This window comes from Plantactinospora soyae (assembly GCF_014874095.1).
In the GTDB taxonomy this organism is placed as follows: Bacteria; Actinomycetota; Actinomycetes; order Mycobacteriales; family Micromonosporaceae; genus Plantactinospora; species Plantactinospora soyae.
In genome coordinates this window covers 1,002,641-1,024,981 of record NZ_JADBEB010000001.1, presented here as the reverse complement: position 1 = coordinate 1,024,981, position 22,341 = coordinate 1,002,641, and the positions used below count along the sequence as shown (strand labels likewise).

19 protein-coding genes and 1 pseudogene are annotated in these 22,341 nt (G+C 72.1%); 15 read left to right on the top strand and 5 right to left on the bottom strand.

The features are described 5' to 3' along the window. Positions 1-1,383: 1,383 nt before the first annotated feature. The 8 genes and pseudogenes from H4W31_RS45000 to H4W31_RS04535 form a co-directional block, all read left to right on the top strand. Positions 1,384-2,841, top strand: a pseudogene (locus H4W31_RS45000) (hypothetical protein); the annotation flags it as partial. Between the two features lie 147 nt (positions 2,842-2,988). Beyond that, entirely contained in the window at positions 2,989-3,951 is a 963-nt protein-coding gene (locus H4W31_RS04565) for an alpha/beta fold hydrolase (RefSeq protein WP_192765496.1), read from the top strand. A 138-nt stretch (positions 3,952-4,089) separates the two neighbouring features. Next, a complete protein-coding gene (locus H4W31_RS04560; protein WP_318783020.1) occupies positions 4,090-4,983 on the top strand; it encodes a DUF3152 domain-containing protein in 894 nt (297 codons plus the stop codon). A gap of 72 nt (positions 4,984-5,055) precedes the next feature. Beyond that, positions 5,056-5,913, top strand: coding sequence for a DUF3152 domain-containing protein (locus H4W31_RS04555; RefSeq protein ID WP_225945389.1), 858 nt, complete (start codon positions 5,056-5,058; stop codon positions 5,911-5,913). A gap of 189 nt (positions 5,914-6,102) precedes the next feature. Next, positions 6,103-7,305, top strand: coding sequence for an adenylyltransferase/sulfurtransferase MoeZ (gene moeZ / locus H4W31_RS04550; protein ID WP_318783707.1), 1,203 nt, complete (start codon positions 6,103-6,105; stop codon positions 7,303-7,305). 182 nt (positions 7,306-7,487) lie between these two features. Further along, positions 7,488-8,459, top strand: a complete 972-nt coding sequence (locus H4W31_RS04545) for an ABC transporter ATP-binding protein (protein WP_192765494.1) — start codon at positions 7,488-7,490, stop codon at positions 8,457-8,459. Beyond that, a complete protein-coding gene (locus H4W31_RS04540; protein WP_192765493.1) occupies positions 8,456-9,307 on the top strand; it encodes an ABC transporter permease in 852 nt (283 codons plus the stop codon). Before H4W31_RS04545 ends, H4W31_RS04540 begins: the two co-directional genes overlap by 4 nt. Beyond that, positions 9,307-9,549 (top strand): helix-turn-helix transcriptional regulator, encoded by a 243-nt coding sequence (locus H4W31_RS04535; RefSeq protein ID WP_192765492.1) that lies wholly within the window; start codon positions 9,307-9,309, stop codon positions 9,547-9,549. The genes H4W31_RS04540 and H4W31_RS04535 overlap by 1 nt, the downstream gene beginning before the upstream one ends. A 31-nt stretch (positions 9,550-9,580) precedes the next feature. Here the strand turns inward: H4W31_RS04535 and H4W31_RS04530 are convergent, their stop codons facing one another. Both H4W31_RS04530 and proB read right to left on the bottom strand, forming a co-directional pair. Continuing rightward, entirely contained in the window at positions 9,581-9,949 is a 369-nt protein-coding gene (locus H4W31_RS04530) for a hypothetical protein (RefSeq protein WP_192765491.1), read from the bottom strand. A 19-nt stretch (positions 9,950-9,968) separates the two neighbouring features. Next, positions 9,969-11,159: a glutamate 5-kinase gene (gene proB / locus H4W31_RS04525; RefSeq protein ID WP_192765490.1), complete on the bottom strand. Its 1,191-nt coding sequence runs from the start codon at positions 11,157-11,159 to the stop codon at positions 9,969-9,971. A gap of 69 nt (positions 11,160-11,228) precedes the next feature. Between proB and H4W31_RS04520 the strand changes: the two genes are divergently transcribed. Then, a complete protein-coding gene (locus H4W31_RS04520; RefSeq protein WP_192765489.1) occupies positions 11,229-11,549 on the top strand; it encodes an MGMT family protein in 321 nt (106 codons plus the stop codon). A 25-nt stretch (positions 11,550-11,574) separates the two neighbouring features. Here H4W31_RS04520 and H4W31_RS04515 read toward each other — a convergent pair whose 3' ends face one another. After that, positions 11,575-12,225 carry a hypothetical protein gene (locus H4W31_RS04515; protein ID WP_225945388.1) on the bottom strand — a complete coding sequence of 217 codons (651 nt, stop codon included), beginning with the start codon at positions 12,223-12,225 and terminating at the stop codon, positions 11,575-11,577. A 198-nt stretch (positions 12,226-12,423) separates the two neighbouring features. Here H4W31_RS04515 and H4W31_RS04510 point away from each other — a divergent pair, with 198 nt between their 5' ends. After that, a complete protein-coding gene (locus tag H4W31_RS04510) occupies positions 12,424-13,338 on the top strand; it encodes a TAXI family TRAP transporter solute-binding subunit (RefSeq protein ID WP_192771837.1) in 915 nt (304 codons plus the stop codon). 6 nt (positions 13,339-13,344) lie between these two features. Here H4W31_RS04510 and H4W31_RS04505 read toward each other — a convergent pair whose 3' ends face one another. Next, a complete protein-coding gene (locus tag H4W31_RS04505; RefSeq protein ID WP_192765488.1) occupies positions 13,345-14,763 on the bottom strand; it encodes a sensor histidine kinase in 1,419 nt (472 codons plus the stop codon). 12 nt (positions 14,764-14,775) lie between these two features. After that, the gene (locus tag H4W31_RS04500) at positions 14,776-15,432 is read right to left on the bottom strand and encodes a response regulator transcription factor (protein WP_192765487.1); all 657 of its coding nucleotides are present in this window, start codon (positions 15,430-15,432) and stop codon (positions 14,776-14,778) included. A gap of 212 nt (positions 15,433-15,644) precedes the next feature. Between H4W31_RS04500 and H4W31_RS04495 the strand changes: the two genes are divergently transcribed. The 5 genes from H4W31_RS04495 to H4W31_RS04475 all read left to right on the top strand — a co-directional run bounded on the left by H4W31_RS04495 (position 15,645) and on the right by H4W31_RS04475 (position 22,276). Then, positions 15,645-18,239: a M14 family metallopeptidase gene (locus tag H4W31_RS04495; protein ID WP_192765486.1), complete on the top strand. Its 2,595-nt coding sequence runs from the start codon at positions 15,645-15,647 to the stop codon at positions 18,237-18,239. Positions 18,240-18,344: 105 nt separating this feature from the next. Next, entirely contained in the window at positions 18,345-19,733 is a 1,389-nt protein-coding gene (locus H4W31_RS04490) for an MFS transporter (protein WP_192765485.1), read from the top strand. Positions 19,734-20,151: 418 nt separating this feature from the next. After that, positions 20,152-20,373: a winged helix-turn-helix domain-containing protein gene (locus tag H4W31_RS04485; protein ID WP_318783019.1), complete on the top strand. Its 222-nt coding sequence runs from the start codon at positions 20,152-20,154 to the stop codon at positions 20,371-20,373. A 101-nt stretch (positions 20,374-20,474) separates the two neighbouring features. Continuing rightward, the gene (locus H4W31_RS04480; RefSeq protein ID WP_101371566.1) at positions 20,475-20,693 is read left to right on the top strand and encodes a winged helix-turn-helix domain-containing protein; all 219 of its coding nucleotides are present in this window, start codon (positions 20,475-20,477) and stop codon (positions 20,691-20,693) included. A gap of 113 nt (positions 20,694-20,806) precedes the next feature. Then, positions 20,807-22,276, top strand: a complete 1,470-nt coding sequence (locus tag H4W31_RS04475) for a pyridoxal phosphate-dependent decarboxylase family protein (RefSeq protein ID WP_192765484.1) — start codon at positions 20,807-20,809, stop codon at positions 22,274-22,276. The last annotated feature ends 65 nt before the right edge of the window (positions 22,277-22,341 follow it).

Sequence of the window (22,341 nt, the reverse complement as noted above, 5' to 3'; positions counted from 1 at the left end):
GGGCATCCGCTGTCGCAGCCCCACTTCGACGAGGTGGATCCGGCCGGACCGGCGCGACACGCCTTCGGGGACTTCGGGGACTTCAGACACCAGGAGCATGGCGCCGGGCAGGTCGCTCAACCGCCGCCGTGGCGAGAGTCGGGTCAGCCGGGCCAACCGGCACCCACCTCCGGGCCACCGGCGAGCTTCTCGGCACCGCCGGCAGCGGTGTCCGCACCGCCGGCCAGCTTCTCGCCGCCGCCGGCCCCCACCTCCGGGCCACCGGCCAGCTTCTCGGCACCCCCGGCGGCGATGTCCGGTCCACCCCCGGCAGCGGTGTCCGGTCCGCCGGCAGCGGTATCGGGTCCGCCGGCCGCCGCCCCGGCCGGCCCGGCGTCGGAGTATCTGGTCCCGGCGGATTTCGAGCGGCCCCACTACGACCGGCCGGCGACCGAGCGGACCGCGCTGATGCCGGCGGTTCCCCGCCAGCCCGAACAGGTACCGAACCACGTTCCCGGCGCTGACCAGGGCGGGTCGCCCGGACGAGGCTGGCGCGCGGCCGAGCAGGACGAGCGGGCGGCACCGCCGACCGCCCCCGCCGATGCCCACAGTGCGAATGCCGGCGCCTGGTCGCCCGGCTGGGCCCCGCCGTGGGCCTCGGGCGCTCCCGCCGCCGAGCAGCAGGGCCCTCGGGACGGGGAGAGTTTCCACCCCGCCGAGTCCGCCCCCACGGCCGAGCAGGGTCGGGACGCGGAGGTGCCCCGGGAGCGCGAGCACTGGTCGTCGACGAGTTGGTCCGACCAGGCGTCGCAGCGGGCGTTCGACCAGGCGGCGCAGCGGGCCTCCGAGCAGCCACCGCAGGCCGCCACGGCGTCCGGGTACCAGGACGGCTACCCCCAGCCGCTGACCGGACCCGGCTATCCGCAGGATCCGGCGGTCGCCCGAGGCGTGCCCGTACCCCCCGAGGCGCCCGCCTACCGGGCCGGGACGAACGACTTCGGCGGCCCGGCCGGGCCGGCCACCCTGACACCCGCGCCAGCTCCGGATTCGCCGCGCTACCTACCGGGGCCGGGCACGCTGTCCGGCCAGTCGGGTGCGGAGTCGGCCGGCTACCTGCCCGGCCCCGGCGGGCTCTCCGCCGCGCCGGGCCCGTCGTCGCCGGGTTATCTGCCCGGGCCGGGCGGACTCGTCGCCGCCGGGCCGAATGTCGAACCGGCGAGTTATCCGCCCGGGTCGCCCGGAGCCGGGCTTCCGCCTGCCCGGGAGCCGTCGGGCTATCCATCGGGGCCGACCGGGCTGGCGCCCTCGCCACCGGCCGCGGAGTCGTCGGGGTATCCGTCGGCGCACGGTGGTGCTGGGATGTCGTCGGGTGCGGAGTCGTCGGGGTATCCGTCGGCGCATGGCGGTGCCGGGCACGGGCCGGCGGCCGAACTGCCGGGCTATTCGTCGAGGCCGGCCGGGATGGGACCCGCTGGGCCGGGTGCGGATCCGGCCAACTATCCGTCCGGGCTCGGCGGTGCCGGGCTTCCGCCGGGTGCGGACTCGTCGGGGTACCCGGCCGGGCCGGGCCCCGTCCGGCCCTCGCCCACACCGGAGTCGTCGGGCTACCCGCACCCCGGCCAGCCGGCCGGATATCCACCTCGCCGGGAAGCCCTGGCGTTGCCGACGGCACCGAGCCATCCGGGACAGGCGTACCGGTATCCGGAGCCGACACCGGCCGAACCCGCGTCCCGGCCGGCGGATTCCAGCCTGGACGTGCTGCCGCAACGGGTACCCGCCGAGCCGGACGTACCCACCGTGCCGGAGCCGCCCGCCGCGGAGCCGCCCGCCGAGACGCCGGAACTCGCCCGAATCGCAACCCACCTGCGTCGGGAGGATGGAGCGGCACAACTGCACGAGCGACCGGACGGTTTCGACGTCAACGCGATCCTCGCCGCGGTCCGGGGCGTTGCCGGGGTGCGGGACGCCTCGCTGCGTACCACGCCGGCCGGGGCACACAGCCTCCGGCTGGACCTCTCCGACGGTGCCGACCCGGCCGAGGTGAGCCGCCAGGTGGCGCGGCTGCTCCAGGAGCGGATGGGGCTGGCTGCCGCACCACAGAATCTGCCCGGCCCGGCCGCCGCGAGCCCGTCCGGCTTCGGTGCGCCGCCCGGTGCCACCACCGCCCCCTACCCGCCAGGACCGGCCCGGCAGTCCCCGGCCGAGCCCCGCGCGGCGGCGCCGGCCACCCAGGCCGAGCCGTCGACCGAGGAGCCCCGTCGACGCCGACAGGCACCGAGCCATCGGGGCCGGGCCGCCGTCGAGGACCAGCCCGCGGGGCAGACGGAGACCCTGCAGAGGGCGTCGGCCGGTACGACCGGAGTCAGCCCGAGCACGGCCGGCACCTCGTACTCCGGCAGTCAGGTGACGTCGACCGAAACGGCGCCCTCCCGGCCGCTCAACCCCGGAGCACCGCCGGGGCCCCGCGTGATCATCGACCACGTGCAGGTGAGCACGTTCGGGCTGGACGCCACCGTCGAGGTGCGGCTCGCCGCCGGGAAACATCCGGCGACCGGGCTGGCCACCGGTCCGGCGGTCGACGGGTACGTCCTGCGCCTCTGCGCGGTCGCGGCGGCGGCGGCGATCGACGAACTGCTCAGCGCCTCGACCCGGGTGACCGAACGGGGTCGCTGCTTCGTGGAGCACGCCGCGGTCGTACCGTTCGGCAGTTGCGAGGTGGCCACCGTGGTGGTCCTGCTGGTCTGCGACGGCTGGGTCGAGCAGCTCGCCGGATCGGCGCTGGTCGCCGGTGATCCGCGTCAGGCGGTGGTCCGCGCCACCCTGGCCGCGGTGAACCGTCGGCTTGAGGCGTTGCTCACCTGAGCGGGGCGGCGGGAACCGGGAAACCGGCGGCGCAATCGTGACAACCCGGGAGGAGACGCGCACGCGGTGTCTCCGCCCGGTGTCGTTCCGGCCGGAGCTTGGCCCGGGCGGGCCACAGGATCACCGTGATCCCGGCACACTTGGTCCATGAAGCGTGCGCTGTTGGAGGCGGACGAGTCGATCGCCCGGGACGAGGTGCCGCCGCCGTGGCCCGGCCGGGCCGTACGGATCGACGGCTCCGTCACGTACGTCCGGGACACCCCGGCGACCCGGGCCGACGCCGAGCCGGCGCTCTACGTGCACGGGCTGGGCGGCTCGGCGCAGAACTGGACAGACCTGGCCGGCCTGCTCGCCGACCGCCTGGACGGCCAGGCCATCGACCTGCCCGGGTTCGGCCGGAGTGAGCCGGGTCGCCGGTACACCATTCCCGCCTTCGCCGACCGGGTCGTCCGGTACATCGAGCACTCCGGTCGAGGTCCGGTGCACCTGTTCGGGAACTCGCTCGGCGGCGCCATCTCGGTACGGGTCGCCGGCCTGCGGCCCGATCTCGTACGCACGCTCACCCTGATCTCGCCGGCGATGCCGTTCCTCGATCCCCGGCGTTCGTTGCAGGGTCGGATGGTGCCGCTGCTGGCGGTGCCCGGGGCGGAACGGTTCGCCTCGCGCTGGCTGACCCAGTTGCCGCCGGAGGAGATGGCCCGTCAGGTGATGGAGGCCTGCGTGGCCGACACGGGGCGGATCTGTGACCAGCGGCGCCAGGAGGCGATCGACGAGATCCGGATCCGGTACACCGCCGAGCACTATGCGGCGGCGTACCTGCGTACGCTGCGTGGGCTGGTCGGCAGTTTCGTCCGGGCGTACCTGCCCGGCGCCGGGTCGCTGTGGCGGATCGCCGGCCTGATCACCGCGCCGACCCTGGTCATCGGCGGTACGCAGGACCGGCTGGTTGACGTCCGGGTGCCGGCCCAGGTGGCTCGACTGATCCCGGACAGCCGGCTGCTGGTGCTGGACGGCGTGGGGCACGTTCCGCAGATGGAGGTGCCCCGGACGGTCGCCCGGGCGGCGGTCGCGCTGCTGCGCGAGACGGGCCGTGTCCCGGCTGCTGGATAAGGCCGTGTCCCGGCTGCTGGATAGGGCCGGCCACCAGTTGGGAGATGTCTCCGCTCGGCGAGCGCGGCGGCGGTTCCGGGCCGGTCCGGTGCGGCCGAACGTGCAACGAAACCGATGGGCGTGGCGTACTAAGTAGACGTGCGGATCAACCCTCGGCTCAAACCATCGGCACCCAATTCCGTCCCACCGCCCGGCGAGGCATCCTCGGGTCGACCGGGCTCCCGGCGGCGTCCCCGGCCCGGTCACCTGCTCGCGGTCGCCCTGCTCTGCGTGGCCGCCGCGATCGCCGTCGTCGCGTTGCTGGTGCCGCCGGCCGACCGCTCGGCCGCCGAGGCGGTGCCGACGGCGTCCCTGACGGCTCCGGCCAGCGTCGCCGCCCCGACGCCGACGCCCACCCCTACGCCGGTCGTACCGCCGCCGCCCGTCCTGCGGCTCGGCGGTCCGGTGCCGGCGAGCGGGTCGGGCAAGTTCACGTACGCGACCGGTCGGGGCGAGGTGCTCGGCCGGGCCGGGACCCTGCGTCGTTACCGGGTGGCGATGGAGCGGGGCGCCAACGAGGACATCGGGGAGTTCGCCGCGAAGGTGGACGCCTCATTGGCCGACCCGCGCAGTTGGATCGGCAGCGGGCGGCTGCGGTTGCAGCGGGTGCCGAACGGGGGCGGCCACGACTTCACGATCTATCTCGCCACCGCCGGTACGGCCCGCAGGATGTGCGCCGAGTCCGGGGTGAACATCCAGGTCGGCGGTAAGCCGTACACCTCCTGCCGGGGCACCGGACGGGTGATCCTCAATCTCGACCGCTGGCGGCTCTCCGTGCCGCACTTCGTCTCGGCGAAGGTGCCGCTGGAGACGTACCGGACCTACGTGGTCAACCACGAGGTGGGACACGAGTTGGGCCACGGGCACGAGCAGTGTCCGCGTACCGGCCGGGCCGCCCCGGTGATGATGCAGCAGACGCTCTTTCTCCGGGGCTGCTCGGCGAATCCGTGGCCGTACCTGCGGGGGAAGCGGTACGCCGGCCCGTCGCTGTGAGCCGGGCGCCGGCCGGAACCGGTGCGGTGGCGCTGTTGCCCGACCGGCCGATATGGCAGTCTATGTCCCGCCATGACGATTCCGGCAAACCATCACGACCGCGACCGTTCTCGGCCCGGGTCGGCCCGCTCGCACGGCCGGCGTGAACGGCACCGCGTCGCCGTCGCCCGCGCGCGGCGGCGGCGTACCGTCGCACTCGCCCTGTTCGCGGTCACCGCCGGCCTGCTCGCGGTCGGGTTGGTGCACGGCCGTCCGGGCGGGCCGGATTCGACGGTGGCGGCGGCGGGCCGGGACCGGGTCGTCGCCGGGGCGGCGGGCACGACGGCCGGCCGGGGTGGTCCGAAGACCGACCCGGACGCCGGTTATCCGACCACCGGTCCGGGCACCTTCGGGTACGCCGGTGCGGGCCCGGTGCTCGGCAGTGCGGGTGCCCTGCGCCGGTACCGCGTCGCGGTGGAGCAGGACATCGGCCAGGACGTCGCCGGATTCGCCGGTGCGGTCGACGCGGTCCTCGGTGATCCGCGTGGCTGGACGGCCTCGAAGCGGCTCCGGTTCCAGCGGGTCGGCAAGGCCGCCAAGGCGGAGTTCACCGTCTTCCTCGCCACCCCGGGCAGTTCGGAACGGATGTGCGCGACCGCCGGGCTGCACACCGAGCGGTACGGCTCGTGCCGCCTGCCGGGCGAGGTGGTCCTGAACGTCGCCCGGTGGCTGACGGCGGTGCCGGAGTACGGCGCGCCGTTGGAGGTCTACCAGGCGTTCGCGCTGAACCACGAGGTCGGGCACGAACTCGGCGAGGATCACCAGGCCTGCCCGCGTACCGGGGCACCCGCGCCGGTGATGGCGCAGCAGACGTACGGCCTGCGGGGCTGCGCGCCGAACGGCTGGCCGTACGTCGACGGGCGCCGGTACGCCGGCCCGGTCGTGCCGTAGCCGGCCCGCCCGCTCCCGCCGACCGGCTCGGTCCCGCCGCCCATCCGCGCTGACCCGTTCCCGACGGTCGGCTTATTCCCGCTCCCGGATTTCGGGCAGGTGTTCCACCTCATGGTCGATTTCGGGTCGGAGGAGCGACAATGGCCCGACATGCCACTGTCGATGCGCTCAGCCGTCCGCTGAGCGACGATCGGAACCGGGGAGTCCACCGTGTCACTGCCCCCGCTCGTCGAACCCGCCGCCGAGCTGACCGTTGACGAGATCCGCCGCTACTCGCGCCACCTGATCATCCCGGACGTCGGGGTCGAGGGGCAGAAGCGGTTGAAGAATGCCCGGGTGCTCTGTGTCGGGGCCGGTGGTCTCGGCTCGCCCGCGCTGATGTACCTGGCCGCGGCCGGAGTCGGCACGCTCGGCATCATCGACTTCGACACCGTCGACGAGTCCAACCTGCAACGGCAGATCATCCACGGCCAGTCGGACGTCGGCCGGCCGAAGGCCGAGTCCGCGGCGGCGACCATCCGGGAGATCAATCCGCTGGTCAGCGTGGAGATCCACAACACCGCCCTGGACCGGGACAACGTCAAGGAGATCTTCAGCCAGTACGACCTGATCGTCGACGGGACGGACAACTTCGCCACCCGGTACATGGTCAACGACGCGGCGGTGCTGCTCGGCAAGCCGTACGTCTGGGGGTCGATCTACCGCTTCGACGGGCAGGCGTCGGTGTTCTGGGCCGAGCACGGTCCCTGCTACCGCTGCCTCTACCCGGAGCCGCCGCCGCCCGGGATGGTGCCGTCCTGCGCCGAGGGCGGAGTGCTCGGGGTGCTCTGCGCGTCGATCGGCGCGATCCAGGTCACCGAGGCGATCAAGCTGCTCACCGGGATCGGTGACCCGCTGGTCGGCCGGCTGATGGTCTACGACGCCCTGGAGATGTCGTACCGGAAGATCAAGGTCCGCAAGGATCCGGCCTGTGCGCTGTGCGGGGAGAACCCGACCGTGACCGACCTGCTGGAGGACTACGAGGACTTCTGCGGCGCGGTCTCGCCGGAGGCGGAGGAGGCGGTGGCGGACGCGACCATCACCGCCCGGGAGCTGAAGGACTGGCAGGACGCCGGCAAGGACATCTTCCTGGTCGACGTCCGGGAGCCGGCCGAGTACGAGATCGTCCGCATTCCCGGCGCCACGCTGATCCCGAAGGGCGACATCCTCTCCGGCGCGGCCCTGGCCACGCTGCCGCAGGACAAGCAGATCGTGCTGCACTGCAAGTCGGGCGTACGCTCCGCCGAGGCGCTGGCCGCGGTGAAGGCGGCCGGGTTCCGGGACGCGGTGCACGTCCAGGGCGGGGTGCTCTCCTGGATCAAGCAGATCGATCCGTCCCTGCCCGCCTACTGAGTTTCATCTGGCCGACGCACCACACCGCTCGATCGCGGGGCAGCTCCGGACTGGAGCTGCCCCGCGACGCGTTTCCGGCCGGATCTTCGTCGTGAAGTGACTCGAAGTAATCTCTTGCTGGATCAGGATGTAGTAGATGTACTATCTTCTCGCGTAGGAGTTAGACGGGGAGGTGTAGCTCTATGACCATCGTCGGGCAGCCTGGACGAACACCTGAGCCGGCCGAGGTGCTGGTGGAAAGACCCGTGTTGGACGTCCGTGATCTGCGGATGCGATATGGCAGCACGGACGTGCTGACCGGGGTGACCTTCACCGCCAGTCCCGGCGAGGTACTGGTGCTGCTGGGTCCGAACGGCGCGGGCAAGACCACGACGATCGAGATCCTGGAGGGCTTCCGGATGCGCTCGGCCGGCGAGGTGACCGTGCTGGGCGTGGACCCGGCCCACGGTGACGAGCGCTGGCGGGCGCGGCTGGGCGTCGTGCTCCAGTCCTGGCGGGACCATGCCAAGTGGCGGGTACGCGAACTGCTCGCCCACCTCGGCTCGTACTACCCGCCGTACTCGACCGACCAGGTCCGGCGGCCCTGGGACGTCGACGAGCTGGTGGACGCGGTGGGGCTGACCCCGCACGCGCACAAGCGGGTCGGCCAGCTCTCCGGTGGGCAGCGACGGCGCCTGGACGTCGCGATCGGCATCGTCGGGCGACCCGAACTGCTCTTCCTCGACGAGCCCACGGCGGGGTTCGACCCGGAGGCCCGCCGCGAGTTCCACGACCTGGTGCACCGCCTGGCCGACCTGGAGCAGACCACGATCCTGCTGACCACCCACGACCTGGACGAGGCCGAGAAACTGGCCGACCGGATCCTGATCCTGGCCGGCGGGTCGATCATCGCCGACGGGTCGGCCGACCAACTGGCCCGGCGGATGTCGTCGGAGGCCGAGGTGAAGTGGAGCCAGGACGGCCAGCGTTTCGTGCACGCGACCACCGACGCCACCCGCTACGTCCGGGAGTTGTTCCAGCAGCACGGCGACCGCATCGCCGACCTGGAGGTCCGGCGGGCCACTCTGGAGGACACCTACATGGCGCTGGTACGCGAGTTCGAGTCCGGCCAGGGCGCCGCCGCGCTCCGCGAGTTCGAGGAGGCGAACCGGTGAATCCGACCCTGGTGGCCGTACGGTCGGGCGTCCAGCGCGGCGGGATCGAGGTGCGGCAGTCCCTGACCAGCGTCCAGGACCTGTGGAACTACCTCTTCCCGAACCTGGCCTTCCTGGCCGTCATGTTCTTCATGGGGGACGCCACGGTGCCCGGCACCGAATTCTCGCTCGGCGCACGCACGCTGCCCAGCGTGCTCGGCGGTGGGCTGGCGTTCGGGTCGCTGGTGACGATGATGATGACGCTCACCGTCGAGCGCGAGGACGGAACCCTGCTACGCGCCAAGGCGATCCCGAACGGCATGCTCGGCTACCTGGTCGGCAAGGTGGTCCAGGTCTCCGGCATGAGCCTGATCGGCAGCGCCGTGCTGCTGTTCTCGGGGGTGTTCCTGGTCGACGGGCTGGCGCTGGACAGCCCCGCTGCCTGGCTGACCCTGCTCTGGGTACTGGCACTCGGGCTGGTCGCCTGCCTGCCGCTCGGGGCGATCTTCGGCTCGCTCTTCGCCAACCCGCGCAACGTCGGAGTGATCACGCTGCCTATCATGGGCCTGGTCGCCACCTCCGGGATCTTCTATCCACTGACCACCTTCCCGGTCTGGTTGCAGTGGATCGGCCAGGCGTTCCCGGTCTACTGGCTCGGCCTGGGGATGCGCTCGGCGCTGCTGCCGGACGAGATGGCGGCGGTGGAACTCGGCGGCTCGTGGCGGCAGCTGGAGACGTTCGGCGTACTTGGCGCCTGGGCCGTGGTGGGTCTGGTGGTGGCGCCGATCGTGTTGCGCCGGATGGCCCGCCGGGAGTCCGGGTCGAGTGTGGCCGCCCGCAAGGAGAAGGCGATGCAGAGGGTCACCTGATGAGCGAGGCGATCTACAACCGCATCGCGGTGCTGCGCGCGGAGCGCGGAATCTCCCGCCGGGATCTCGCCGACGCGCTCGGGGTGCACTACCAGACGATCGGCTACCTGGAGCGGGGCGAGTACAACCCCAGCCTGCACCTGGCGCTGCGGATCGCGGAGTACTTCGAGGTGACGGTGGAGGTGGTCTTCTCCACCCAACCCTTCCCCCGGATCGGCGCGGCGGAGCGGGCCACGGCCTGACCGCCGTCGTGTCGCCCTCCCGCCCGTCCGTTCAGGACTCTTCCGGCCGGGCGGGAGGATGGGGACGGTATTCCGGAGGCAGGACGCTCCATATCGCGGCAATGTATCGCTGTTGAGCCGCCGTGAACTCCCGGCATGCCTCGCTCCACCAGTTGTCGTCCCCGTCCCGGTACCGGACCCAGGCCCGCCTACAGTCGTCCCCCAGGGCCACGATCGGGTCGGTTATCGCGTCTCTTTCCTTCCCGGGTACCTTGCGCAACAACAACTCCTCGACGTACCAGATGTTCAACGCGGCGTACGCGGCAACCATCTCGCCGGCCAGTTGCAGGTTGCGGGGCGAGGCCCGGTGGCTGAGGATGATCTCCGCCTCGAACTCCGGACTGCTGGAGATGTGCGTCATCTCTTCCTCCGGCCCTTCCTCAGACAAGGAGCACCAGGTCGTCGCGGTGCACGACCTCGCGCTCGTACGCCGGGCCGAGCGCGGCGGCGAGTTCCGAGGTGGACCGGCCGAGCAGGCCGGGCAGCTCCACGGCGTCGTAGTTGACCAGCCCCCGGGCCACCGCGGCGCCGGCGGCGTCCACCAGGTCGACCGGGTCCCCGGCGGTGAACGTGCCGTCCACGGCGGTGATCCCGGCGGGTAGCAGGGACTTCCGCCGGCCCACCACGGCCGCCACCGCGCCCGGGTCGAGGTGCAGCCGACCCCGGGGCGAGGTGGCGTGGGCGAGCCAGAACAGCCGGGCGGTCGGCCGTTGCCGGACCCGATGGAAGAAGGTGCCGACCTCCATACCGGCGAGCGCCTCCGGAGCCAGCGACGCGGAGGTCAGCACCACCGGGATGCCGAAGCCGGTCGCGATCCGGGCCGCCTCGACCTTGGTGACCATGCCTCCGGTGCCGACCCCGGCCCGGCCGGTCCGACCGATGGCGACGTGGGCGAGGTCCCGCTCGTCGTGGACGTCCTCGATCCGTACCGTGCCGGGCCGGGCCGGATCACCGGTGTAGAGCGCGTCGACGTCGGAGAGCAGCACCAGCAGGTCGGCGTGGACCAGCGCGGCCACCAGCGCGGCCAGCCGGTCGTTGTCGCCGAACCGGATCTCGTCGGTGGCCACCGTGTCGTTCTCGTTGACGATCGGCACCGCACCGAGGTCGAGCAGTTTCCGCAGCGTGCGGTAGGCGTTGCGGTAGTGCGCCCGCCGGGTGACGTCGTCGACGGTCAGCAGCACCTGGCCGACCGTACGGCCGTGCCGGGCGAGGCCGGCCGAGTAGCGCCCGATCAGCAGGCCCTGCCCGACGCTGGCCGCCGCCTGCTGGGTGGCCAGGTCACGGGGTCGGCGGGGGAGCCCGAGCGGGGCCAGGCCGGCGGCGATCGCTCCGGACGACACCAGCACCAGCTCGCGGCGGTCCGCCGGGGCCGCCCGGCGACGACCGGACCCGGCCGGTGGCGGGGCGGCCTCCGTCGGCCCGGCACCGGTCGTCCCACCGGCCAGCCAGCCGGCGAGTACGTCGGCCAGCGCGTCGACCCGTTCCGTGTCCAGCCCACCGGCGGCCGTGGTGAGGGACGACGAACCGACCTTCACCACGATCCGGCGTGCTGCGTTGACTGCTTCCCGCACCCGCCCATTCTGCTCGGCCGCCCCCCTCGACCTGGGTGCCGGCCGGCGGCTCCCATATCGTGGCAGCTCATGACACCCGAGGAGTACGTCGAAGAGGTGCTCGCGCTGGTCGAGCGCATCCCACCGGGGCGGGTCATGTCGTACGGCGGGATCGCCGACCACCTGGCCGACCGGTCCGGCCGGGCGTCGGCCCGACTGGTCGGTTCGATCATGGCCCGGCACGGTGCCGCGGTGCCCTGGTACCGGGTGGTCAACTCGGCGGGCCGGCTGCCGCCGGGGCACGAGAACGAGGCACGCACCCGGTTGACAGCCGAGGGAACTCCGCTGCGCGGCACCGGGGTCGACATGGCGGCGGCCGACTGGCGCCCGACCGACCGGCACCCCGACTGACCGGCACCCGACCGACTGAGCGCCGTCAGCTCGCGGGCACCGGTACCGGCCGGCTGCTGTGCCGCAGGATGCGTTCCTTGTCCGGGCCACCGGGCACGGTCACCAGCAGGCAACCCGAGCGCGGTGCGACCGAGGCCGCCGAGCCGAGCAGTTGGGCGCTCCGGACCAGCACGGCGGCCAGTTCGGTGTCGCAGAGCCGTACGCCGAGGATGTTGGTCCGGACGTGCCGGCCGGCGGCCAGCAGTGCGGCCCGCCACGCGGCGGCGGCCAGGGCCTGCCGGCGGGCGTGCCGGGGCGCGGACGCACCGACGGCGGCCGGATCGAGCAGGGCGGTACGCCCCTGCCGCCAGCCGCCGGTCAGCACGGCGGGCTGGCCCGGCTGGGCGATGTGCAGGCGGTGCAGTTCGTACCGGCGCCGGACCCCGGCGGTGACCCGCTCCGGAAAGACCGGTGTACCGAGTCGGGCCAGGAGTTCGGCGAGTCGAGCGGCGGCGGCCGCCGAGCTGAACTCGGCCAGGACGGTGGTCGGCTGCCGCACGCTCTCCACTCGGGTGCACCTGATCAGGCACGCCGCCTCGAAGGCGTCGGCCAGCGAGGCCCGGTCCAGCAGGCTGGTTCCGCCGGACGGCCGGCCGGGCGGCCGCGTCGATGCGTACGCCCCGGTGCTCCAGATCATTTTTCTGTCGCCCCCCGTAGTCGCGACAACCAACTACTTCAACGGTGGCTGTATCAGCCGTCAGGCGGTAGACATCGGTTGAAGGCTTGAGCAAAATTTGCGTTGAGTGTCGATCTTCGCCGGGGTGGTGGTCGGGTGGGCGGGGCACGATCGCACCGACGCGCTGGCCGAGGAGTGGCCGGGCGGCGGCTGCACACGTTGGCCGTCGCGGTTGCCGTGGTTTCCACCGCGCTGCCCATCATCACCGCCTGCACGTCTCCGGTGGCGAATCCGACCAGGCTGCGGATCGCCACCGGCAGCGCGACGGCGGTCTACTACGCGGTCGGTCAGTCCCTGGCCAGCATCCTCAACCGGGAACTGCCCGACGTCACCGCGAGCGTGGTGGTCACCGCCGCGTCGGCGGAGAACGTGTCGCTGGTCTCCAGTGGCCGGGCCGAGCTGGGCTTCACCCAGGCCGACATCCTGCCCGTCGGCGCCCCGGCCGGCGGAATGAGCGCCATCGCCCGGGTCTACGACGACCTCCTGCACCTGGTCACCCGGAAGCAGGGGCCGGTCCGCCAGCTCCAGGACCTGCGAGGTCGCCGGGTGGCGATCGGGGCGCCGGGCTCGGGTACGGCGGTTACCGCCAACCGGCTGCTCGAGGTGGCCGAGGTGGACGACGGGCTGGCCGAGACGCTCTGGCTCGGCATCGACGACTCGGTGGCGGCACTGCGGGCTGGCAAGATCGACGCCTTCTTCTTCTCCGGCGGCCTGCCGGTCAAGGCCGTGGCGGACTTCGCCGCCGAGACCCCGGCCCAGTTCGTCGACCTCGGCCAGTGGGTCGAGCCGCTGCGCAAGTCGTACCGGGAGGTGTACGTCGGCCGGGACATTCCCACCTCGGCGTACGGCACGGAGCCGGTGACGACGGTGGCGGTGCCGAACTACCTGGTGGTGGCCACGGCGTTGCCGGAGCAGCTGGTCTACGACGTGACCCGACTGCTGATGCAGCGCCGCGACGAACTCAGCGGCGCCCACCCGGCCGCCGCCCGGCTGAACGCGCAGTCGGCGATCACCACGACTCCGCTCGCCCTGCATCCCGGCGCGGCCCGGTACTACCAGACCCACAAGCCCTGAGCCGGCTCAGGCGGGCCCGGGTGCCTCCACCGGTCGGGCCGGGGCGGGTGGTTCGGCCGCCCGGAACCACACCTGCGCGGTGAGCCCGGTCGGCTCGGCCTGCCGCATCGTGAGCCGGCCGCCGGAGGCGTCGACGAGCACCGCCACGATGGTCAGGCCGAGGCCGGCGCCGTCGATGTTCTGCGTGTCCGGCGCCCGCCAGAACCGTTCGGTCGACAGTTCGAGCTGTGCGTCGGTCATCCCGGGACCGTCGTCGGTGACCTCGACGACCACCCCGTCGTCCCGGTGGTGGACCGAGACCTCGACCCGTCCGCCGGAGTGGCCGAACTTGACCGAGTTGTCGATCAGCGCGTCCAGTACCTGGTCGACGGCGGTCCGGACCGCGCGGGCGTACGCCGGGCCGCCGTCGCCCGGCCGCAGCCGCAGCGCGATGCCGTGCCGGTTGGCCAACGGTTGCCAGGCGGCGACCCGGGACGCGGCCAGCGTGGCGGCGTTCACCACCACCATCGCGTGCTGGGCCCGTTCGGCGCGGGCCAGGGTGAGCAACCCGTCGAGTACCTGGGCCAGTCGGTCGGTCTCCTCCAGGGCCAGTTTGTGCTCGTCGCGGCCGTACTCGTCGGTCAGGCTCGGGCCGAGCTCCTCGACCCGCAGCCGCAGCGCGGTCAACGGGTTACGCAACTGGTGACTGGCGTGCGCGACGAACGCCCGTTGTCGTTCCAGCGCGTCGGCGACCGCGTCCGCCATCTCGTTGAAGCTGGTGGCGAGCCGGCGCAGCTCGGGCGGCCCCTGCTGGGTCGGTACCCGGGCCAGGCCGTCTCCGGCGGCGATGTCGTGGGTCACCACGTCGAGTACGGTGACCGGGCGCAGCACCCAGCCGGCCAGCCGGAACGCGGTCATCACCCCGGCGGAGACGGCCAGCAGCCCGATCGTGGCCAGGGCCGCCCACCAAACGGTGACGCTCCGGCGCACCCGGTTGGTGGACGAGACCGTGACGACCGCCCCGATCACCTCGCCGCCGTCGTTCACCGGCACCGCCACCACCAGCGGGTCGGCCTGCCAGGGCCAGATCACCTCCGGAATCGTCATCTGCCGGCCGGCCAGGGCACCGAAGACCGCCGGATCGGTCAACTCCGAGCCGACGTGCAGGCCGCCGGTGGCGACCACCGACCGCCGTTCCCGGTCGATCACCGCTGCGGTGATCCCGTACAGCTCCCGGTAGCGCCGCAGTTCGTCGTCGATCGCACTGACCGCACCGCTGCGCAGCGCGGGGCCGGACAGCGACGCGAACCGGTTGGCGTCGGCCAGCCGGTCCGCCCTGATCCGCTCGGTCTCCCGGTTGGCGAGGGTGATGGCCAGTGGCGTCTCCAGGGCCAGCAGGACCAGGATCATGAGCAGCGAGTAGCTGAAGACCAAACGGCGGCGCACGTCGGCTCCGGTCTACTCGGCCCGGAGCCGGTAGCCGATGCCGCGCACGGTCTGCACCAGGTCGGGATCGCCGAGTTTGCCGCGCAGCGAGCCGACGTGCACCTCGACGGTGTGCCGGGCCGCACCGGTGGTCGGCCAGACGTCGAGGACGATGCGCTCGTGCGGCACCACCGAACCCGGTTGCCGGGCCACCGAGACCAGGATGTCGAACTCCTTGCGGGTCAGCGTCACCGGCTGGCCGTGCACGGTGACGAGTCGGGCCGCGACGTCGATCCAGATCGGGCCGACCTCGACGATTTCCGGCCGGGGCGCCCCGGCCCTGACCCGACGGAGCACGGCGACGATCCGGGCCTCCAACTCGGCCATCGAGAACGGCTTCACCACGTAGTCGTCGGCGCCCATCCGCAGGCCCAGGACCCGGTCGCGTTCCTCGCCGCGCGCGGTGACCGCGATGATGCCGAGCTGCGCACTGCGCTGGCGCAGCGCCCGGCACACCTCCACGCCGTCGCCGTCGGGCAGGGTGAGGTCGAGCAGTACCAGGTCACACGGGGCGGCGGCGAGCGCGGCGGCGGCGGTCGCGGCCCGCTCCACGTCGTACCCGCGCCGGGACAGGGCGGAGGCCATCGCGCCGGCCACCCGGGCGTCGTCCTCGACCAACAGGATGCGCATACCCGCCCGCTCCTCGTCTGGAGTACCAGCACTGCGATCATCCCGCATTAGCCCGCGACACCGAATGCCGGGATTCTCAAGATTGCCTCAACTTCGCGCATCGATGTTCCTGACCTGCGGGTAGACGGGTTAGATCAAGGTCATCCGAGTTGGCGCGGCCGCCCCTGTCGGACCCTTTTCCGTCGTACATCGTCGTATGAAGGGCTTATCAGGTGAACCGAAGACTCTCCGGAATCGCTCTGCCGACCGCGATCGCCGTGGCGCTGCTGGGCACTCCGGTCCTGACGTCCGCGACCGCGGACGCCGCGAACGCCGCCGGCCGGGTACCCAAGCCGCAGTCCGTGCTCGGCTGGGTGCCGTGCGCCGACTACAAGCTGGCCACCTACGAACAGATCGCCGACTACTACCGGAAACTGGACCAGGCCAGCGACCGGATGAAGCTGGTCGAGATCGGGAAGACCAGCGAGGGACGGCCGCAGCTGATGGCCATCGTCTCCTCCGAGGAGAACCTCAAGGACAGCAACCTTAACCGGTACCGGGAGACCTCGGTCCGGCTGTCCCAGGGCGACGGGCTCTCCGAGTCGGTGGCCCGGGGCCTGGCCGAAAGCGGCAAGGCGGTCGCCTGGGTCGACTTCGGTATCCACTCCACCGAGGTGGCCGGGCACCAGACCGCCCCGCAGTTCGCGTACGACCTGCTGACCAGTGAGACGCCGGAGGCGCGGGCGATCCGGGACAACGTCATCACGCTGCTGGTGCCGAACACCAACCCGGACGGCGGCACCAAGGTCGCCGAGTGGTACCGGCAGAACCTGGGCGGGCCGTACCAGGACGCCGGCTACCCGGAGCTGTACCAGAAGTACGCCGGCCACGACAACAACCGTGACTGGTACATGTTCAACCTCCAGGAGACCCAGAACGTCGGCCGGCAGCTCTTCCACGAGTGGCTGCCGCAGGTGATGCACAACGTGCACCAGACGGCGGTCTTCCCGGCCCGGATCAGCATCCCGCCGTTCGAGGACCCGCTGAACCCGAACATCCACCCGCAGGTGGTGCGGGGCGTCAACATCGTCGGTGACGCGATGGGGCAGCGACTGGAGCGCGAGGACAAGGTCGGCGCGCTGGCCCGGCAGTCGTACGACATCTGGTGGAACGGCGGCGCCCGGACCGCGCCGTACTACCACAACCAGATCGGCATCCTGACCGAGACCGCGCACGCCTCGGCGACCCCGAGGACGTACGACCCGAAGGACTTCCCGGCCACCTTCGCCGACGGCACCTCGACCAGCCAGCCGTCGGTGTTCTACCCGAGCCCGTGGGAGGGCGGCGAGTGGCACCTGTCGCAGAGCTGCGACTACATCAAGACCGCCTCCTGGGCGATGCTCCGGCTGGCCAGCGACGACCGCGAGGGCTGGCTCTACGGCGCGTACCAGATGGCCAAGGACGGTGCCAAGAACGGTGCTGGCACCACCTACGTGATCCCGGCGGACCAGGCGGACTTCCCGACCGCCACCAAGCTGGTCGACAAGCTGCGCTGGAACAACATCCGGGTCGAGCAGGCGCTCAGCTCGTTCAAGGTGGGCAAGCGGACCTACCCGGCCGGCAGCTACCTGGTCCGGGAGGCCCAGCCGTACCGGGCTGCGGTGCTGGACCTGCTCAACCCGCAGGTCTACCCGGACCGGCGGCTCTACCCCGGTGGCCCGCTGGAGCCGCCGTACGACATCACCGGCTACACCCTGTCGTTCCAGATGGGTGTCGCCGTCGACAAGCTCGACAAGACCGTCCGGGTCAGCGCCACCGAGGTCGGTTGGCCGAAGGTGCCGACCGGAACCGTGGCCGGAGCGCCGAAGCACGCGTACGCGCTCGACCCCCGGGTCAACGACAGCTCGACCGCGGTGAACGCGTTGCTGGCGGCGGGCGAGAAGGTCTCCCGCAGCACCGGCGAGGTGACCACCCGTACCGGCAAGCTGCCGGCCGGCACCTTCCTGGTCAAGACCGGCCCGGAGACCGGTGACCGGGTCACCGCCCTCGCCACCGAGCTGGGGCTCAGCATCGCGGCGGTGGACGCCAAGCCGGCCCAGGCGAAGGCGTTGGCCGCACCCCGGATCGGCCTGTACGACGGGTTCAACAACTACGACGAGGGCTGGACCCGGCTGATCCTGGACCAGTTCCGGTTCCCGTACCAGAAGCTGACCAATGCGGCGGTGCGGACCGGGAACCTGCGGGCGGCGTACGACACCATCGTGCTGCCGGACGCCACGTACAACTCGATGCGCAACGGTCGGGCGGCCGGCTCGCTGCCGGACGCGTACACCGGTGGTATGACCGACGCGGGTGTGGCCAACCTCAAGGCGTTCGTCGAGGCGGGCGGCACCGTGGTCACCCTGAACCGGGCGGCGCAGCTGCCGATCCAGGCGTTCGGCGTACCGGTGAAGGACGTCACCGCCGGGGTGGAGGAGACCGAGTTCAACATCCCGGGTTCGGTGCTGAACCTGAACGTCGACGCCAGCGACCCGGTGGCGGCCGGCTTCGGTTCGACTGCCTCGGCGTTCGTCGCCGACGGCCCGGCGTTCGAGGTGAACCCGGGTGCGAAGGGTGTTTCGGTGGCGGCCACCTGGCCGACGGACAACCTGCTCAAGAGCGGGTTCCTGCTCGGTGAGGACGTCATCGGCGGCAAGAGCGCCGTGGTGACCGCGAAGGTGGGTGACGGACAGGTGGTGATGATCGGCTTCAAGCCGCAGCACCGGGCCCAGTCGCACGGCACCTACCGGCTGCTGTTCAACGCGATGTACCTGGGTGGTCAGGGCTGACCTGAGACTCAGCCGTGGTGGCCGGTCGGCGTTACGCCGATCGGCCACCACTACCGCACGAACGCGGGAGCCCGGACAAGATCGGTACGGCTAACATTCCGGCGCATGGATGTCCCGCCACCCCGGGCCGCCGCCGGACCGCCGTCGTCCCGGGTCGTCCTGCCCCGGCGGGTGCATGCCGGGTACGCCCTCGGATCGCTGGCCACCGGCGCCTTCGGTACGGTCCCCGGCCTGGTGCTGCTGCCGTACCTGACCGACACCCTGGGCGTGGCGGCCGGGCTCGCCGCACTGCTGGTACTGCTGCCGAAGGCCTGGGACGTGCTGGTGAACCCGGTCGCCGGCCGGATCTCGGATCGGACCCGGTCCCGCTGGGGCGCGCGTAGGCCGTACCTGCTGGCCGGCGGTCTCGCCCTGGCCCTGCTCTTCGCCTCGATCTTCGCCGCGCCGTTCGGGGCGGGTCCGGCCGCCGCCGGGTACGTCGCGGTGGCGTTCCTGCTCACCGCGACCGCGTTCGCCTTCTTCCAGGTCCCGTACGTGGCGATGCCGGCCGAGCTGACCGACGACTACGCCGAGCGGACCCGCCTGATGACCTGGCGGGTCGCGGTGCTGGCGCTGGCCATCCTGGTCTCCGGCGCGCTGGCCCCGGTGGTGGTGAGTGCCGGCGGCGACGGCGTCGCCGGGCACCGCTGGCTGGGACTCTTCGTGGCGGTGCTGATCGTGCTCGGTGCGGTCGGCGCGTTCCTCGGCACCCGTTCCGCCCCGACCGGGGTGGTGGTGGCGAGCGAGCCGAGCCTGCGGGCCCAACTCGCGGTCGCCGCCGCCAACCGGCCGTTCCGGCTGCTGCTGATCTGCTTCGTCGTCCAGTCGGCCGGCGTCGCGACCGTGCTGGCCGGGGTCAGCTACTTCGCCACGCACGTGCTGCGCAGCCCGGACACCGGGTCGACCCTGCTGTTCGCCTGTTTCGTCGGCCCGGCGCTGCTGGTGATGCCGCTGTGGAGCCGGGCCGGCGCCCGACTCGGCAAGCCCCGGGCCTTCGGGTACGCGTCGCTGCTCTTCGCGGCCGGCGCACTGGCCCTGGCCGCCGCGCCGGTCCTGCCGGCCCCGCTGGTCTACCTGGTGGTCGCGGCGATCGGCTGCGGTTACGCCGGCCAGCAGGTCTTCGCGCTGGCGATGCTGCCGGACTGTATCGGGTACGACACCGCGCGCACCGGCCGCCGCCAGGCCGGGGTCTTCACCGGGCTCTGGACGGCCGGCGAGACGTTCGGGCTGGCCCTCGGGCCCGGCATCTACGGCCTGGTGCTGCAACTGACCGGCTACGTCTCCTCGTCGACCGGCTCGGCGGCGGCCCAGTCCGGCACCGCCCGAGCCGGGGTGCTGGTCGGCTTCACCGTGCTGCCCGCTCTGCTGGTCGGGCTGGGGCTGCTCGCGATGCGCGGCTACGACCTGACCCCGGAACGGCTGGCAGCCGCCTCAGCTCCCGGCGCGGCGCGGTAGCGGGGGTCACTTTCCCCAGTCGCTGGCGAGTCGTTCGTACGCAACCCTGGCCGCCCAGCATCTTCCGGTGTGGTCCGGCGGCCTTCCGCACGACCGGCAGTTACCGCCGTTGCTGACGTGGCGCAGGAGCACGCTGCGCATCTCGGCCCGTTCGACGGACTCCGGTACGGGTACCGGTCCCGGTCGGTCAGCGGTACGGGCTGGTGCGGTAGGTCGTCGCTGAACACGCGCGTCCACCCTTCGTCGGGTACGGCAGGTCCGGCCACGGAGCCCTGCGTCGCGTAGCCGGACCGCCATCCGCCCCGCCTGGTTGCCGACCGGAGGGGCTATGTAAGAGAGGGTGCCATGGGTGCCATGGGTAGGCAAGGGTCCACGGGGAGTGGTCTACTGGAATCGCCGACCGGAGGGGATTTCAGCAGTGTCTCCCTATTCGTCTATCTATGAGCGAATTGCCGATGAAATGGCAGCGCGGATCGCCTCCGGGGAATTCGCGCCCGGAGCCAAGCTCCCGACCCGTGCTGAGCTGTGCGCGGAGTACGAGGTCTCGGACTTCGTGGCGGATCGCGTCTTCCTGACGCTCAAGCTGCGCGGACTCACGGAGACCGTTCCCGGGCGCGGCGTGTACGTGAAGAAGGTCTGAGCGGCACCAGAGGCGCGCAGAGTCTGGCCGGTGGCCCGCGACGACGGCAGGAAACCGTGCCGTGGTCGGCGTTTTCCACGGTGCCGACCGGAGGGATCACCGTGCCACCGCGCTACCGCTATGAGGAAATAGCCGATGACCTGGAGAAACGGATTGAGGCGGGCGAGTTTCCGCCGGGCTCCAGGCTGCCCAGCCGACGGGAGTTGATCGAGCACTACGGCGTCACGGAGCCCGTCATCGACCGCGCCATGCAGAACCTCCGGGCCAAGGGCATCACGGAGACGCTGCCCGGAGTCGGGGTTTACGTCCGAGAGCGCTGACCGGCTGCGGCCCGTAACCCCGCCAAAGGCCCGGCACCACGGCACGGATTCCGGCCGTACACCGAGTTCGCGGCACCGCCATCGGCGCGTTGTCGGCTGTTACGGTGGCCGCCATGATCGAGGCGTTGCCGCCGGAGGGCGTACCCGCGGACAAGGTCCTGGCCGAGCTGCGCGACCTGCGGGCGGTGGATCTGCCGACGCACGGCGGGCGGCTCTTCGCCTACGTCTACGACTCGGCGCTGCCCGGCCTGGACGAGCTGGCGATGTCGGCGTACGCCCTGTCGGCACACGTCAACGGGCTCGACCCGACCGCCTTCCCGTCCGTACTGGGGCTGGAGAACGCACTGGTCGGCGCGGCGTCCCGGCTGCTCGGCGGCGGGCCGGGTACGGCGGCGCCGGATGTGGTCGGCAGCGTCACCGGTGGCGGCACCGAGTCGCTGATCCTGGCCGTCAAGGCGGCCCGGGACGCCCGGCCGGAGGTGGCCCGCCCCCGGCTGGTGGTGCCGACGACCGGGCACGCGGCGTTCGCCAAGGCGGCGCACTATCTCGGGGTCGCGCTCGACCAGGTGCCGGTGTCGGCGCGGACGCTCCGCCCCGAGGTCGGGGAGGTGGCGGCGGCGATCGGCCCGGAGACCGTACTGGTGGCGTGCTCGGCGCCGTCGTATCCGTACGGGGTGGTGGATCCGGTCGCCGAGATCGCGGAGGTCGCCGCCGGGGCCGGGGTGCGGTGCCACGTGGACGCCTGCTTCGGCGGTTGGATCCTGCCCTTCCTGCGGCAGCTCGGTGAACCGGTGCCGCCGTTCGACTTCGACCTGCCGGGCGTCACCTCGATCTCGGTGGACCTGCACAAGTACGCGTACGCCCCGAAGGGGGTGTCGGTACTGCTGCACCGGGATGCCGAACTGCGCCGTCCGCAGTACTTCGCGTTCGCCGGCTGGCCCGGGTACACCATGGTCAACCCGGTGATCTCGTCCACCCGGTCGGGTGGGCCGCTGGCCGCCGCGTACGCCACGCTGCGGCATCTCGGTGAGGCCGGCTACCTGGCGTTGGCCGAGCGGACTCTCGTGGCCGTACGCGGACTGGCCGCCGAGGTGTCCGGTGTGGAGGGTCTGCGGCTGTTCGCCGAACCGGAGTCGACGGTGGTCTGCTTCGTCAGCACCGATCCCGGGCTGGACCTGTTCGTCCTGGCCGACGAGCTGACCGCGCGCGGCTGGCACACCCAGCCCCAGTTGTCGTACGGCGGGCTGCCGGCGAACATCCACCTGTCGGTGACCGCCTCGGTGGCGCCCCGGGTGGCGGAGTTCGGCGTCGACCTGCGGACCGCAGTGGAAGCCGCCCGGCGTGCCGGCCCGGTGCGGCTGCCCGCCGAGCTGCTGGGGACGCTCGGTGCGCTGCCTCCCGAGCAGCTCACCCCGGACCTGGTGGCCGGCATCGCCGCCGGGCTGGGGCTGGACCCGGCCGCCGCCGGTCGGCCGCCGGAGCGGATGGCGCCGGTGAACACCCTGCTCGACGCCGCCCCGGTGGCGGTACGGGAACGCCTGCTGGCCGAGTTCCTCGGCGTTCTGCAACGCCCGGCGTACTGATTTCGTTTGATCGATGTTTTTCTGTCCGTAGATATTTACTGTTAATAATCCTTACTTTATCTTGA